Source organism: Hymenobacter sp. B1770, from assembly GCF_049896385.1.
Classification (GTDB): domain Bacteria; phylum Bacteroidota; class Bacteroidia; order Cytophagales; family Hymenobacteraceae; genus Hymenobacter.
Genome location: NZ_JAFCUF010000006.1, coordinates 21,740 through 35,167, shown reverse-complemented (window position 1 = coordinate 35,167; position 13,428 = coordinate 21,740). Strand labels below are relative to the sequence as shown.

At 60.1% G+C, this 13,428-nt stretch carries 13 protein-coding genes; 8 read left to right on the top strand and 5 right to left on the bottom strand.

What is annotated here, in order from left to right; all coding sequences use genetic code 11:
- Positions 1-46 precede the first annotated feature (46 nt).
- Positions 47-562, top strand: a complete 516-nt coding sequence (locus tag ACP7AJ_RS13070; protein ID WP_426060655.1) for a DUF6630 family protein — start codon at positions 47-49, stop codon at positions 560-562.
- A 9-nt stretch (positions 563-571) separates the two neighbouring features.
- Here ACP7AJ_RS13070 and ACP7AJ_RS13065 read toward each other — a convergent pair whose 3' ends face one another.
- Positions 572-1,393: a TrmH family RNA methyltransferase gene (locus ACP7AJ_RS13065; protein ID WP_426060654.1), complete on the bottom strand. Its 822-nt coding sequence runs from the start codon at positions 1,391-1,393 to the stop codon at positions 572-574.
- Between the two features lie 77 nt (positions 1,394-1,470).
- Here ACP7AJ_RS13065 and ACP7AJ_RS13060 point away from each other — a divergent pair, with 77 nt between their 5' ends.
- From ACP7AJ_RS13060 to ACP7AJ_RS13040, 5 genes are all read left to right on the top strand, one after another.
- Complete coding sequence (locus ACP7AJ_RS13060; RefSeq protein WP_426060653.1) at positions 1,471-2,961, top strand: sensor histidine kinase; 1,491 nt, start codon at positions 1,471-1,473, stop codon at positions 2,959-2,961.
- A gap of 98 nt (positions 2,962-3,059) precedes the next feature.
- Entirely contained in the window at positions 3,060-3,470 is a 411-nt protein-coding gene (locus ACP7AJ_RS13055; RefSeq protein WP_426060652.1) for a response regulator, read from the top strand.
- 454 nt (positions 3,471-3,924) lie between these two features.
- A complete protein-coding gene (locus ACP7AJ_RS13050) occupies positions 3,925-4,917 on the top strand; it encodes a hypothetical protein (RefSeq protein WP_426060651.1) in 993 nt (330 codons plus the stop codon).
- Positions 4,918-5,150: 233 nt separating this feature from the next.
- On the top strand, positions 5,151-5,894 hold the full coding sequence (locus tag ACP7AJ_RS13045) for an endonuclease III domain-containing protein (RefSeq protein WP_426060650.1): 744 nt from the start codon (positions 5,151-5,153) through the stop codon (positions 5,892-5,894).
- 109 nt (positions 5,895-6,003) lie between these two features.
- Positions 6,004-6,273: a DUF167 domain-containing protein gene (locus ACP7AJ_RS13040; protein ID WP_426060649.1), complete on the top strand. Its 270-nt coding sequence runs from the start codon at positions 6,004-6,006 to the stop codon at positions 6,271-6,273.
- Positions 6,274-6,322: 49 nt separating this feature from the next.
- Here the strand turns inward: ACP7AJ_RS13040 and ACP7AJ_RS13035 are convergent, their stop codons facing one another.
- The 3 genes from ACP7AJ_RS13035 to ACP7AJ_RS13025 form a co-directional block, all read right to left on the bottom strand.
- Positions 6,323-8,158, bottom strand: coding sequence for a polysaccharide deacetylase family protein (locus ACP7AJ_RS13035; protein WP_426060648.1), 1,836 nt, complete (start codon positions 8,156-8,158; stop codon positions 6,323-6,325).
- A 100-nt stretch (positions 8,159-8,258) separates the two neighbouring features.
- Complete coding sequence (locus tag ACP7AJ_RS13030; protein ID WP_426060647.1) at positions 8,259-9,461, bottom strand: threonine synthase; 1,203 nt, start codon at positions 9,459-9,461, stop codon at positions 8,259-8,261.
- A 63-nt stretch (positions 9,462-9,524) separates the two neighbouring features.
- Entirely contained in the window at positions 9,525-10,430 is a 906-nt protein-coding gene (locus ACP7AJ_RS13025) for a LysR family transcriptional regulator (RefSeq protein WP_426060646.1), read from the bottom strand.
- Positions 10,431-10,613: 183 nt separating this feature from the next.
- Here ACP7AJ_RS13025 and ACP7AJ_RS13020 point away from each other — a divergent pair, with 183 nt between their 5' ends.
- Positions 10,614-11,012, top strand: coding sequence for a hypothetical protein (locus tag ACP7AJ_RS13020; RefSeq protein ID WP_426060645.1), 399 nt, complete (start codon positions 10,614-10,616; stop codon positions 11,010-11,012).
- Entirely contained in the window at positions 11,009-12,412 is a 1,404-nt protein-coding gene (locus tag ACP7AJ_RS13015) for a M64 family metallopeptidase (protein WP_426060644.1), read from the top strand. The genes ACP7AJ_RS13020 and ACP7AJ_RS13015 overlap by 4 nt, the downstream gene beginning before the upstream one ends.
- A gap of 53 nt (positions 12,413-12,465) precedes the next feature.
- Here ACP7AJ_RS13015 and ACP7AJ_RS13010 read toward each other — a convergent pair whose 3' ends face one another.
- On the bottom strand, positions 12,466-13,329 hold the full coding sequence (locus tag ACP7AJ_RS13010) for a M28 family peptidase (protein ID WP_426060643.1): 864 nt from the start codon (positions 13,327-13,329) through the stop codon (positions 12,466-12,468).
- Between the last annotated feature and the right edge of the window lie 99 nt (positions 13,330-13,428).

Genomic DNA, 13,428 nt, shown 5'->3' with positions numbered 1-13,428 from the left:
TGGTTAATTTTGGCAGAAGTGTTAGCTGCCCAATTCTATAGTTGCTATGAAACAGGATTCGATAACCACGTTTGTAAAACTGTTTACCTTGGACGACGGCCCGGCTACCCAGCGCGTGAGCGAACGGCTTGCCTTGGTGCTCCGCGACCCGGAAGCCTACCGGGAAAAGTTTGAGGAAGAGCTGGAAGAACGCGGGATTGTAGCTCCTTTGCCTCCACAAGAGCTCCGCGACATTGCGCTCATCGATGCGCTGCTAAGCGAAGACTTGGCCTGGGAAAGTGACTGGAACGACACCGCCCCCACCATTGCCGAAAACTTGAACGATGTATTGGAGCGGCAGCACCGCGACTTGAAACTACAGCCCGCTGCCCTGATTGGGCGGCGTGAGCCCGGACCCGAACAACTCGACACGGTGCAGGATGCCTTGGAAAAGCTGGGGTTGGCTTTAGTGCTTTTTACACTCGACAGCGACTCCTACCCGCTGGGAATAGTGGCCGAGGAACAGGTGGAGCAAGCGCGCAGCCTGGCGAAGGAACTGGGCTTTGAGGTGGTAGTTTATTAAACCCTAATACTACTGCCGCTGCCGCACGGCCTCAAACGTGAGCACAGCCGTGGCTACGCTCACGTTGAGCGAGTCGATGCGGCCACGCATGGGCACAATGATGGTTTCGTCGCAGGCTTCGCGCATTTGAGGCGTGAGGCCGTCGGCTTCGGTGCCCATTACCAGAGCGGTGGGGCGGCGGAAGTCGCATTCGGTATAAGTACGGGCTTCCGGGGCAAGGGCTGCAGCGTAGCTGCGGATGCCTTTTTCGCGCAAAAACGCCAGGATTTCGGCTACTGGCGCTGCCACGGTGGGCACCGTGAAAACGCAGCCAATACTGGCCCGAATGACGTTGGGGTTAAACAAATCGGTACGCGGGTCGCCGATGAGCACGGCGTCGACGGGGGCGGCATCGGCGGTGCGGAGCACGGCGCCGAGGTTGCCGGGTTTTTCTACGGCCTCCAGCACAATGACGAGCGGATTGGCCGGGAGGCGCAGGTCGGCCAGGGTGCGGGCGGGGGTGCGCAGCACGGCTAAAATCCCGTCGGAGCCTTCGCGGTAGGCTACCTTTTCAAACACTGGCCGGGTGACTTCGAACCATTCCGGGCCTGCAGCATTGCTACTAAACAGACCTTGGAGCGCCTGCAGGCCCTCTTGACCCGCCAGCTCGGGGCAGGAATAAACGGCGACGACGGCCACCCCGGCCTCTACGGCAATGGTGAGTTCGCGCAGTCCTTCCACCAGAGTGAGTCCCAGCGCCCGGCGCTCGGCCGACTTTTGCTGGAGACGCAGCAGCTGCTTGATGCGTGGGTTTTGGGGGCTACTGAGGCGGTCGGCAGGGGCAAATGGCATGGCCGCGAAGATACGCGCGCCCGAGCCCAACCCTGGGCCTGGCGCAAGCGTAGGGCGGGCCATTACCTTCGTACCCAATGAAATCAAAAATTGACGGGAAAATTATCGCGGGCCTGGGGCTGGCGGTAGGCATTCTGCTGCTTACCGCGGCGGCCTCTTTCTGGAGCATCCGGGGGTTGAGCATTCAAACCAAGCGCGTGGAGCACACCTACCAGGTGATGCAACAGGTGACCAACGTGACGGCTGTGCTCAAAGACGCGCAGGCAGGCGTGCGTGGCTACCTCCTCACCGGCGACACGCTGTACCTACGCCCCTTCAGCCTGGCCAGCGGCATGCTGCCCGCCAGCCTGGAGCACCTCGACAAGCTAACAGCTGACAACACCACCCAGCAGGCTCGCCTAGACTCGCTGCGGGCGCTGGTGGAGCAGGAATTTCGCATTCTGCGCCCGCTCACCGACATGAACAAGTCGATGAACAAGGCCGCCATGCAAACCCTGCTCGATACCGACCGACAGACCCTGCGCCAAGTCCGACTGCTGTACGACCGCATCCAGCAGGAGGAAATGGCCTTATTAGCCCAGCGCAGTGCCGTGCAGGATGTGTTTGAAAAAGCCACCCCCATCGTGGTGCTGGTATCGGCGGTGCTGGCGGTCCTTATTGTGGTGTGGCTGATAATAAAAATTGTAAAAGAGCTGGCCGACAACCGCCGCCTGCAAGACGAGCTGGCTGAGGTGAACCAGCAAATCAGCCGGCGCATTGCCCAAATTCGTTCGCTGGCCGAGCAGGTGGTGCAGGGCGACTACACCGTAAAGATTAGCGACGAGGCCGACGACAACCTGGGCGGTCTGGCCATCTCGCTCAACCGCATGACCCAAACCCTGGAGTCCAGCTTCAGCGCCCTGGAAAAGCGCAACCAGGAACTTGACCAATTTGCCTACGTGGCGTCGCACGACTTGAAGGCGCCCCTGCGCGGGGTAACCACCATCGTGAAGTGGATTGAGGAGGAACTATCCGCCGAGCTGTCGCCCCAGCTCCGCACCTACCTCGCCCAGATGAAAGGGCGCCTCAGCCGCCTCGAAGACCTGATAAACGGCTTGCTGGCCTATGCCCGGGTGGGGCGCACGGCCCACTCGGTGAGCACCGTCGACGTGAGCCAACTGCTGAGCGAAGTAGCCGAGCTGGTGGTGCCGCCCGATTTCACTTTGCACCTCGGGCCAAACCTGCCCGTGTTCCCCACCAACCGCCTGGGCCTGCAGCAGGTGTTCACCAACCTGCTCAGCAACGCCGTAAAGTACCACCACAGGGGCGCCGGGCACCTAGAGGTGACCTGCGCCGACGCGGGCCGCTGCTACGAGTTTCGGGTGCAGGACGACGGGCCAGGCATCGCCCCGGAATATCACCAAAAGGTTTTTCTGCTGTTTCAGACCCTGCGCGACCGCAACACGGCCGAGAGCACGGGCATCGGCTTGAGCATTGTGCAAAAACTAGTCAATGAACACCAGGGCAAGATTCGCATCGAATCGGCCCCGGGGCAAGGAGCCGCGTTTATCTTTACATGGCCAAAGTAAACCCTGGCCTGGGGAGAGCCTTTGGCACGGATTCTACCTACCTGAAACTACTATTTCTGGGACTAACCCTGTACGGGACACCTTCTATTTTGAAATTTATGCGCTCGGTTCTATTAGTTGAAGACGATATTTTTGATACGATGACGGCGGAGAAGTCCTTCGCAAAATTCAACGTACCGCACCAACTGCTCACGGCCTTCAACGGCGAGGAAGCCTTGGACCTGCTGCTGGGGCGCAACGGGGCGGAGCCCCTCCGTCCTTTGCCAGAAGTCATTTTGCTCGACCTGAACATGCCCCGGATGAATGGCATTGAGTTTCTAACAGAGCTGCGGGCCCACCCCGACTTTCACGACATTCCGGTTTTCATTACCACAACCTCCGGCATGGATGTGGACCGCCTCAACGCTGAGGAGTTGGGCGTGAGCGGCTACATTATGAAGCCGCTGGACTTTGAAACCAGCAGCGACTTATCTGACAGCCTGAGCCTGCTGGAAAAGCTGCTGAACTAGCCTGCGGGCAGAAGATGCCTATTGGCTAAACGGCTGTTTTCGTAAGCAGAAACTCGCCTTGAAGTGGCTGAACGAATAGCCCGCAGCGGTGCTTCGGCCCGTAGGAACGGTGCGTTGCAAAGCCCTAACGTGACCAAAGCACTGCTGGGGGGCACTCAAGCAACTAACTCAATCCGCTTCTAAGCAGCCGCATACTGCCGGGCCAGGGGCGCCAGTACACTAAGCGAGAACTCCGGGCCTTGGCGTGAGAAAGGTGGAACAGGACAGGAATGGATGTACTAGGCAGGGCATTGCGTAAACTTGCGCTGCGCAAACGGAATTAAGCCCCCCTGCCTTTCGTTTGCGGCTCAGCAGCACAGACGCTCAATTGCACGCTTTTTGCATAGCGGGCCTGAGATATTTGGCGAGTGCTGGTACCTTGCTTAGCCCTACTGTCCTTCTTCCATTTCTTTTTATGAGAAGTCCCCTTCTATTTCCGGTGCTGGCGATGGTGATGCTGACTGGGCAAGTTGCCCGGGCACAGGACGAAGGCCCACGCCAGTTGGGCGCGCCCCCCTCCATGCCCCCACCCTCGCGGACCCGCACCGCCCCAGCTCCACGCCAGCTGGAGAGCGTACCTGTAGCGCCACCCGACAGCACCCGGCGTGCGACTGTGACAGCGCCCCTGCCCGCGCCCATGGCGGCCCCGTCGTCGGAGCCCGTGTATGCGCCTACCCCGGCGGGCCAGCTACCCGGCAATAACTCCCGGCCCACCCGCTTTCAGGTGGGGCTGAAAAACGGCATGATGTATAATGCCTACGATGTGGAAATGAAGACCCCGCTGTTTGGCCGTTCGTACCTGCTGCTGGACGGGCAGCGTCGGTTTGACCTCAACGAGGTTGGTTTTTATGAGGACGAGTCCGGCCACTATGTGCGCACCATGCTGCCGGGCTCCGCGCGCGAGACCACCCTGCGGCGTGACAAAACCGGCCGCATCAGCCTCTATTCCATCACCTCGGCGCAGTACAACTCCGGCCCCGGCGGGTTTGGCTACCCCGGCTATGGAATGGGCGGCATGGGCATGGGCGGGTATGGCATGGGTGGCTTCGGCGGCTATCCCTACGGCGGATACCGCACCGTGAAAACCGAATACTTTTCCAAGGACAACGGCCCCATCCAGAGCCTCAACAGCCGCAACCTAATGCTGGCTACCCGGGACAACGCCGGCGCCCAGCAACTGCTGGCCGAGTCACGGCGCTTCCACCAGGCCACAGTGGCCAGCTATGTAGTGGGCGGTGGCCTTTTGGTAGCGGGCATGCTGCAAACACTACGGCCCACGGAAAGCGGCCGGGCTATCTCGCCGCTGATTTACGCGGCCATTCCGGTGCTCATCGTTCCCATTGTGCTGCAGAGCAAGCAAGTGAGCAACCAGCGGCAAGCCATTGCGCTGTACAACTCCACCCGCTAGCGCCCGCGCCCGGTGAGAGGACAGCGTTAAAAACTACTCTCTGCATTTGCCCCAATGAAAGGCCCGCCTGCGCGGGGCTCTTTCATTGGGGCTTTGCTTTTGTGGGGGTTGTGGGGGCAGGTAAGCTGCCGCCTAGTTCTCTAGTCGGCCGTGGACTAATTTGCGGCGTTCCGGATGCGTTGTTCAGCCCCTCTGCAAGCAACCTCGTACCCGGTCACTTGCGTAGGCCGGAAATGAAACTTACTGCCGCGACTACTTCTGCTGAAGCCCTGACTGCCGACTTTGCCGCCCGTCAGGCCAAGGCTTTGCTGGTTCATGCGCGGCTATGCGCCGAATACGGAGCGCCGTTTCGGTTTTTCAGCACCAAAGACCCGCTTAGCGAACTGGTGAGTGCCCTGCTCTCTCACCGCACCAAAAACGCCGATTCGCACCGGGCCTACCAGGAGCTGCGGGCCACGTTTCCAACCTGGGAAGAAGTGCGCGATGCGCCTACCGAAGCCGTGCAGCACGCCCTGCGGGCCTGTACCTGGCCCGAGCAAAAGGCTCCGCGCATTCAAGCCGTGCTGCGGGAGATTAGTGAGCGCTGCGGCACCGATGCCCCCTGCTCACTTGACTTTCTGGCGGAGATGCCAATTCCTGAAGCACGCGCCTGGCTTGAGAGCATCAGCGGTGTGGGGCCGAAGACCAGCGCTGCCACGCTGCTGTTCAGCTCGCTGCGCATCCCGGCCATGCCCGTCGACAGCCACCACCACCGGGTGGCCCAACGCCTCGGCCTTATTGGTCCCAAAGTGGGCGAAGGGCCGGCGCATAAGCTGTTAGAAGCCCTGCTCCCACCCAGCTGGGATGCGCAGCAGGTATATGACCACCACGAGGCGCTCATGTTTCATGGGCAGAAATGCTGCTACTTTAGCAGCCCGGCCTGCCGCCGCTGCGTAGTGCTCGACCAGTGCCCGTTTGGGCAGGGTCGCCTCGGGTAAGGCCTCCTGGGGCTGGCGTGCAAAAAGATATTTTCACCTTTCGCCATGGCCGCCCACAGCCATTCTCCTATTGCCTGGAAGTAAGATTTATAGAAAGAAAGCAACCACTATGATTCTCCATCTTCGGGCAAAGCCCAATGCCCGGGCCAACCAGTTGCTGGTAGCAGCCGATGGCACTGTAACCGTTCGCTTAAAAGCGCCACCTCAGGATGGCCAGGCCAACACGGTGCTGCTGGGCTACTTGGCGGAGGTATTCGTCACCAGCAAAAGCCGCGTGGAGCTGCTCAGCGGCCACACGGCTCCGTTCAAGAAGGTGTCGTTGCCCGACGTGGACGAAAGCCAGTTGGCCGCGGTGCTGGCCCGGCATCGCGTGAGCTGAGTCAGGGCTGAAAACCAAAACGTGGCATGGCTGGGCCAGGAACAGCACCTTATTTGCCCCGCTTCCACCGATAATATTTCCGGTACCACGACGAGGTTTTTTTGAATAAGCTGCCGGTACTTTCATTCGGAAACATATTTATCCGGAACACTTGCATGCGGTCGTCTTCGATGTGCATGCCCCCGGTGTCGGTCGAAACGCCTAGGGCAAACCCGGCTTCGTACACGGCCTTTTTTACTGCATCGTTGAGGTCGCCAAACGGGTAAGCGAAGCTGACAATCTCGGTTTGCAGCGCGGCCTCCAACTCGTTTTTGCTGCGTTGAATTTCGCTGGCTGCGTCGGGCAGTGGCAAGGTAGTTAGCCGGGGGTGCGACATGGTGTGTGCCCCGATTTCCCAGCCAGCGGCCACAAAAGCCTGTTTTTGGGCTAGGTTCATTATTTCAGAACGCGGCTCGGCGGGGTCAGTTTCTACGTCCCACTTGTTGTGGCGAATGTTGAAATCGCCGAGCAAATACATTACGCCGCGGTAGCCATATTGCTGCATTAGCGGCAGCAGGTTGGTGTAATTATCGGTGTAGCCATCGTCGAAGGTCAGAATGATGGGGCGGGCTGGGAAGTTTTCCAAGGGCCATTCGCCGCTGGCAAATTTCAGATAATCGGCAAAGGTTATCGGCGATAATTTCTGCTTTTTGAAATACGCCAAGTGTTTCTCAAAATTCTCTTTTGTGACATAAATCTGGTGCTTGGTAGCCAGTGGCGCGTCGGGGATTTTGTGGTACATCAGCACCGGAATAAAAGCAGGCGCCGCTTTGCGCATGCGTGCCGCCTGATAGGTCTCCAGCACGCGCGCGGCTACCGCAGCTAGGCTATAGTGCATCCGCACCCGCTGCTGCAGGGCTACGGCTACAGGCTGCGGGGCCTGTAGGAAAGCACGCGCCTCGGCCAGCACAGCCCCAAAGTCGACGGCTGAAGAGGCGAGGAGTGCCGAAATGTCGCCGAAGTTGGAAGCGGCCGCAGCTGGGAAGGAGGCAGTGGTCACGAGGCCTTCGTAGCTGGCCTCGCCCAGCGCCAGTAACGGGCGGCCCGCGCCCAGGGCCTCGATGGCCACCCGCCCCGCCCCTATTACCAGGGCCGTGCGGGCCAACCAGCCGGGCACGTCGTCGGTGAAGCCGATTACTTCGACTCGCTCGCCAAACGCGGCCTGTAGTCGTTCGAGGGCAGCTTTGCCAACGGTAGGTAAATGCTCCAGCTCACCGCCGATGAGGGCCACCCGAAGCTGCCGGAACTCGCGAAGCAGCGCTGGAAACACCTCCTGAAGCAAGGCCGCGGCCCGCTCGCCTTTCCCCCCATTGAAACGGCCGATGAAGGCCAGCCGCAGTGGCTCGCTTGGGGCAGCCTCGGGGGCAGCTTGCGGGAAGCGTACGCCGTTCGGAATTTCCACAATTTTGGGCGCGGCCATCTTCACCTCGGTTATCAGGTGCTCGCGCAGGTTGCCGCAAATGGCAACGACTTTGTCGCCGTAGATATCAAACAGCGAGGTGGACGTGTGCAAGTGCTGGCGGCCGTGCACGGTGCTCACCAAAGGCACCTTCAGGCCGCGCAGCGCAACGTAACTAACCCAACTGGCCGCCCGGGAGTGGGCATGTACCACGTCAATTCGCTCGGCCTGCACCACCTGCCGAATGCGCTGGACGTTGCGCAGCCGCTGCCCGTAGCGACGGTTGCTGATAGCCGCCACGAGTTGCGTGGCCCCGGTGGGAAGCTGGTCGGACTCCGACAGCAGCCACACGTGGTGCCCCTTGGCCCGGTGGGCCTCGGCCAGCTGCACAGCATATGCAACAGAGCCCGCAAAAAACTCAGCCGAGAGAACGTGAAGGATGCGCATGGGGCAAAGGTATTGCTGCCCGCTACGTCATGCCCCGTTCTGAAACTGAGCAGTGGCCTACCGTTGCTAAGTATTGATTGGAATTAACAGCAAGCTTACACTAGCGCATGGCGCGGCCGGCTACGTTATCCATGTACTTCTGACCGCTGCCAGTGTTCAGGAGCAGCACGCTTTCGTTGCGGTGCAGCCAGCCGTTGGCCAGCAGCTGGCGGGCCGCCATCCAAACGGCCGCGCCTTCGGGGGCCACGAACAGGCCTTCCTGCTGGCCGAGGTCGCGCATGCCGGCTAGCATGTCTTCTTCGCTCACACTCACTACGGTGCCGCGCGACTCGCGCAGCACGCGCAGCATCATGGCTTCGCCCAAGGGGTGCGGCACGGCCAGGCCGTTGGCGAGCGTGGGGCTGCCCTGGTAGCTGTGGCAGTTGGGCTGGCGACCGGCGAAGGTTTCGAGCAGAGGGCAGCAATTTTCAGCCTGCACCGCCACCATGCGCGGCAGGGCCTGATGCGGCGCCAACCAGCCAAGAGCCTTCATTTCCTGGAAAGCTTTCCAGATGCCGATGAGGCCCGTGCCGCCGCCCGCGGGGTAAAGCAGCACATCGGGCAGCTGCCAGTTGAGCTGCTCGGCAATTTCGTAGCCCATGGTTTTCTTGCCCTCGAGGCGGTAGGGCTCTTTCAGGGTCGAGATGTCGAGCAGGGCGCCGTTGGCGTTGCGCTGGCGCACGCGAGCGCCGCAGTCGCTGATGAGGCCATCGACCAGTTCCACCTCGGCGCCGTACCAGTAGCACTCTTCCTTGAAGGCCTGGGGCGTGTGGCGGGGCATCACCACCACGGCTTTGAGGCCGGCGCGGGCGCAATAAGCGGCCATGGCCACGCCGGCGTTGCCCGCTGTGGGGATGATGCAGCCATCGACGCCGAGCTCTTTGGCTTTGGAGATGGCCATGCTAAGGCCGCGCGCTTTAAACGAGCCGGTGGGATTTTGGCCTTCGTCCTTCAGCCGAAGGGAGGACAGCTCGTAGCGCGCGGCCAAGCGCGGCAGGCTTAATATGGGGGTCATGCCCTCGCCCAGGGTCACTTTGTTTTCGTCGTGGAGCAGGGGCAGCAGCGCACCGTAGCGCCACATCGAGGAATCGGCCTGGTCGATAACGTCGCGGCTCAGGGGCTCGTGCAGGTCGTAGTCGGCCACCAGGGGCAGGCTGCAGCAAGTAGAGGTACGCTGCAGGTCGAAGGCGGAGTACTTGGTGCCACAGGCCGAGCAATGCAGGGCGGCCAAGCGCGAAGGGGTTTCAGTTGCTACCAGTTTCATAGGGCAAAGTACGGGAATGGCTCAACCGTAGTATGCCTTATGAGCATGGGGTTTTGGAATAGCCTATTCCTTCGGGGAATAGTATCGCTTCGTAAAAAGCAGGAAATCTTTGTAGGGCGCGTTGTTCTCAGTGCCCTTGCGTTGAATGAAGTTGAATTCGCGTTTCAGGGGGAAATTTTTGATTTTCACTTCTGAAAATTCTCCTGAGGCCAACTCCTTTATCACGGCCTGACGGGGCAAGAACGCCAGACAGTTGTCGACGCGCACGAAGTTCTTGAGGGCTTCGGTGCCGCCCATGCGCACGCGCACCGGCAGGGCAGCCAGCTTGATGCGGTGGCGGGCCAGGGCTTCTTCCAGCACGGCCAAGGTGCCGGAGCCAGCTTCCCGCAGGGCCAGCGGCGTGGAAAGCAAGTCCCGAACTTCGAGGGTGCGGGCTTCGAGGGGGTTGTTGGCGCCGCACACGGCCACCACGTCGTCGGTGAGCAGGGGCGTGTAGGTCACGTTGCTCACCTTGTGAATGCCTTCGATAATGCCCAACTCAATTTCATGGTCGAGCAGGGCGCGCAGAATGTTGTCGGAGTTACGGTTTTTAAGGCTTAGTTGGCGGTTGGGGTGGCGGCGCAGGTAGGCCGAAACCACAGGCGGCAGCACATAGAGCGAGATGGTGGTGCTGGCCCCGATCAGCAGGTGCATGGCGGGCTCAAAGGCCGTGCTCAGCGCGCTCATTTCCTGGTGCAGCTCCTGCTGCAGTTGCTTGGCTTCGAGCAGCTTTTGGTAAAGCTTCAGGCCTGCAGGCGTGAGTTGAATGCTGCTGCCCAAGCGCTCAAATAAACCGGTTTTGTAGTGCTCCTCCAGGGCTTTCACCTGCTTGCTCACCGCCGATTGGCTGATGAACAACGCCTGACTGGCCTTGGTGAAGCTAAGGCGCTGCGCTACTTCGAGAAATACTTCGTGCGGATGAGAAAGCATAGGTAAAGATGCACCTGCTTTGGGGCTACATGTTTATGAAGGAAATACTACTAGAAAGATTCAATATGTTCTTCTCATTATTACATTAGCATGATGAAAGCGGGCCAACTCCTATTCTTAGTGCTAGTAAGCAGCTTATGGAGCTGTGCCTCCCGGCCAGTGGCGCGCTACCAGCCTGTGGCCATGGCCACTCCTGCCCCGGCGCAACTGCTTTTTCTGAGCTGCCGCCTGTCGGCCGAGGCTTTGGGTACGCGCGTGGAAGTGCTGCAAATGGAAGCAGTGGCCGGCGAATTAAGAACTGCACCCGCCGATGCTGACACGCCCGATTTTGTGCGCGTGTCGCAACTCAATCGGCAGGGCAAATCCTTGGCTCAGGCCATGCTTCCCCACCCGCTACGCCGCAGTGTGGAGCACGTGGGCGACGACCACCGCACGTTCCAGCGCAGCGAGCTGGTGTTGCCCACGGCCGAGTTTTTTGTGCGCTTGGCGCTGCGGCCCGACGCCGTGACGATTCGCATCGAAGAAAGTACCGGGGGCAAAACGGCCCTGCTTACTGACCTACCCATTCCGCCCAAATCATGATGAAAACCTCTACCTTTTTTCTACTGCTCTTGCTGTGCTGCGGGCTGGCCACGCCTGCCACTGCCCAAACCTTTCCCGTGGATACGCTGGTTAAAACCGGCCCCTTGACGCAACGCATCAACCTGGTGTTTGTGCCCGAGGGCTACCAGACAGCCGAAATGCCACTGTTCATTGCCCGGGTGCACCAGACCCTCAACAGCCTGTTTACCCAAAGTCCGTTTCTGGAATACCAGTCGTACTTCAATGTGTTTGCCATTAAAGTATCCTCGACGCAGAGCGGCTCGACCCACCCGCGCACCACTACCGAGTGTGGCGTGACCCCGGCTTTTGCGGCCACCACTTATTTCAACAGCACCTTCGATTACGGGAGCATTCATCGCCTGCTGGTGGTGCAGCAAACCAGCGCCATGGGCGCGGTGCTGGCCCACAATTTTCCGCGCTACGACCAAGTATTTGTGCTCGTAAACTCCACCGAGTACGGCGGCTCGGGTGGGCAGTTTGCTACGGCTTCGGCCAATGCCAACGCAACGGAAATTATGGTGCACGAGATTGGGCATTCGTTTGCGGGGCTGTCTGATGAATACTGGGCCGGGCCTCAGTATGCGCGCGAATCGCCCAACATGACCCAGACCACCAACCCCACTGCCGTGCGCTGGGCCCCCTGGATGGGCACCAGCAACGTGGGCATTTACCCGCACATTAATAATCCCACGTGGCAAAAGCCCCACCAAAACTGCAAAATGCAAGTCTTGGGCGCGCCGTTTTGCGCGGTGTGCAAGGAAACCATTGTGGAACGAATTCATACCCTGGCACGGCCTATGCAAGGCTATTCGCCAGCTGCCCTGAACATTAATAACCCGACTCAGGACCTACCTTTTGCCCTCACGCTGCTGCCGCCTTCACCCAACACGCTGCGCGTAACTTGGACGCTGGACGGGACTATTTTTGCCCGCAACCACACTTCTACCACAGTGCCTCTGGCGCAGCTGCCGCTGGGTAGCCACGTGGTGCGCGCCGAGGTAGTGGACACCACAGCCCTGACCCGTAGCACTAGCCACCTCACCCAGCACGCCTACACGGTAAACTGGACCATTAGCCGTAAAGCTACCAGCGTAAGTATGGCCTCGGCCACGGCTCAATACAACGTGGAGACCTACCCCAACCCCGTGGGCGACGTGCTAAACCTCAACTACGTGCTTCCCCGCGCCGCGCCAGTAGCCCTGACCGTGCTCGACGCCGCGGGGCGCACGGTGAAGACCATTCGCTACCCTCGCCAAGCCGCCGGCCGGTATGAGTACCAGTTGGAGGCCGCCCAGCTCGGCTTGCGTAGCGCTGGCACTTACACCCTGATAGTGAACGTAGATGGCGTGCTGATGAAGCGGCAACTGGTACGGGAGTAGCCTCACACCGGCCCCGGACTCATGCCTGTCCGAAACAGGGCGTCAGCAATTATTTACAAGTCCAGCAGCGCGCCGAATACGCCATTCACCACGCGGGCCATACGCGGAAAATCCAGCGTGTCAATGGTATCGGTTTTTTGGTGATAGTGGGGATTGCGCAGGAAGGACGTGTCGTTTATCATCACGGCATCGTAGCCGTAGCGCCAATAGTTGCGGTGGTCCGACAGGCCGGCGAGGCCCATGCTCTCGGGCAGGTTGATGCGCTGCACGTCGAGGGTGCCGGCGTGAGGCTTCATGAGCTGCTGCACTCGTTGCGTAAAAGCTTCCTGACCGGATTTGCCCACTACGATGATAAAATTGCCGGTGCTGGGGTAAAGCTTAGCCAGGGCATCGTTTGGAAAATGCTGCGAGCCGGGCTCGTCGCTGAAGTAGCCTATCATTTCGTAGCAGAGCATGGCGCGCACTTTCACCTTGTTGGCGTGCAGGGCTTTGGCGTGCACGGCGCTGCCCATGTGCTCGGTGGCGAAATAAGGTGGTTCCTCATTGGGGTAGGCCACAAAATCGATGCGATGCTTGAGCACAGGGTTTTTTAGATGCAGCAGGCGCGCAGTTTCGAGCAGCCCGGCCACGGCGCTGGCGTTGTCGTCGGCGCCCGGCTGGTCGCCGCACACGTCGTAGTGCGCGCCCACAATGATGCGCTCAGCCTCGGGTGGGCCGAAGGAGGCAATGATGTTGCGGTAGCGCCGGCCGTCGGCGGTGAACGCCTGCTCCGACACCTTCCCGCGCAGCTTCTCGAAGCAGCCTTTGATGTAGTCGGCGGCTTTGTTGAGCGACTGCAGGTTGTGGCAGTTGCGGGCCGGGTGCAAGTTGGTGAGGAAGGTGACGTCGGCGTGGAGGCGGCTTTGGTCAGCGGGCATGATGAAGCTAGTTGGTGGGGTAGAAAAACTATACGGTTTGGGAGAAGAGGAGTAGGTTGGTCGAGCTTATAAAGTAGGGTGGAGCTTCCACAAAATCCG

Excerpts from the sequence above, each read along its gene's own strand:
- ACP7AJ_RS13070 (WP_426060655.1), top strand. The coding sequence starts at position 47 with ATGAAACAGGATTCGATAACCACGTTTGTAAAACTGTTTACCTTGGAC.
- ACP7AJ_RS13065 (WP_426060654.1), bottom strand. The coding sequence starts at position 1,393 with ATGCCATTTGCCCCTGCCGACCGCCTCAGTAGCCCCCAAAACCCACGC.
- ACP7AJ_RS13060 (WP_426060653.1), top strand. The coding sequence starts at position 1,471 with ATGAAATCAAAAATTGACGGGAAAATTATCGCGGGCCTGGGGCTGGCG.
- ACP7AJ_RS13055 (WP_426060652.1), top strand. The coding sequence starts at position 3,060 with ATGCGCTCGGTTCTATTAGTTGAAGACGATATTTTTGATACGATGACG.
- ACP7AJ_RS13050 (WP_426060651.1), top strand. The coding sequence starts at position 3,925 with ATGAGAAGTCCCCTTCTATTTCCGGTGCTGGCGATGGTGATGCTGACT.
- ACP7AJ_RS13045 (WP_426060650.1), top strand. The coding sequence starts at position 5,151 with ATGAAACTTACTGCCGCGACTACTTCTGCTGAAGCCCTGACTGCCGAC.
- ACP7AJ_RS13040 (WP_426060649.1), top strand. The coding sequence starts at position 6,004 with ATGATTCTCCATCTTCGGGCAAAGCCCAATGCCCGGGCCAACCAGTTG.
- ACP7AJ_RS13035 (WP_426060648.1), bottom strand. The coding sequence starts at position 8,158 with ATGCGCATCCTTCACGTTCTCTCGGCTGAGTTTTTTGCGGGCTCTGTT.
- ACP7AJ_RS13030 (WP_426060647.1), bottom strand. The coding sequence starts at position 9,461 with ATGAAACTGGTAGCAACTGAAACCCCTTCGCGCTTGGCCGCCCTGCAT.
- ACP7AJ_RS13025 (WP_426060646.1), bottom strand. The coding sequence starts at position 10,430 with ATGCTTTCTCATCCGCACGAAGTATTTCTCGAAGTAGCGCAGCGCCTT.
- ACP7AJ_RS13020 (WP_426060645.1), top strand. The coding sequence starts at position 10,614 with ATGGCCACTCCTGCCCCGGCGCAACTGCTTTTTCTGAGCTGCCGCCTG.
- ACP7AJ_RS13015 (WP_426060644.1), top strand. The coding sequence starts at position 11,009 with ATGATGAAAACCTCTACCTTTTTTCTACTGCTCTTGCTGTGCTGCGGG.
- ACP7AJ_RS13010 (WP_426060643.1), bottom strand. The coding sequence starts at position 13,329 with ATGCCCGCTGACCAAAGCCGCCTCCACGCCGACGTCACCTTCCTCACC.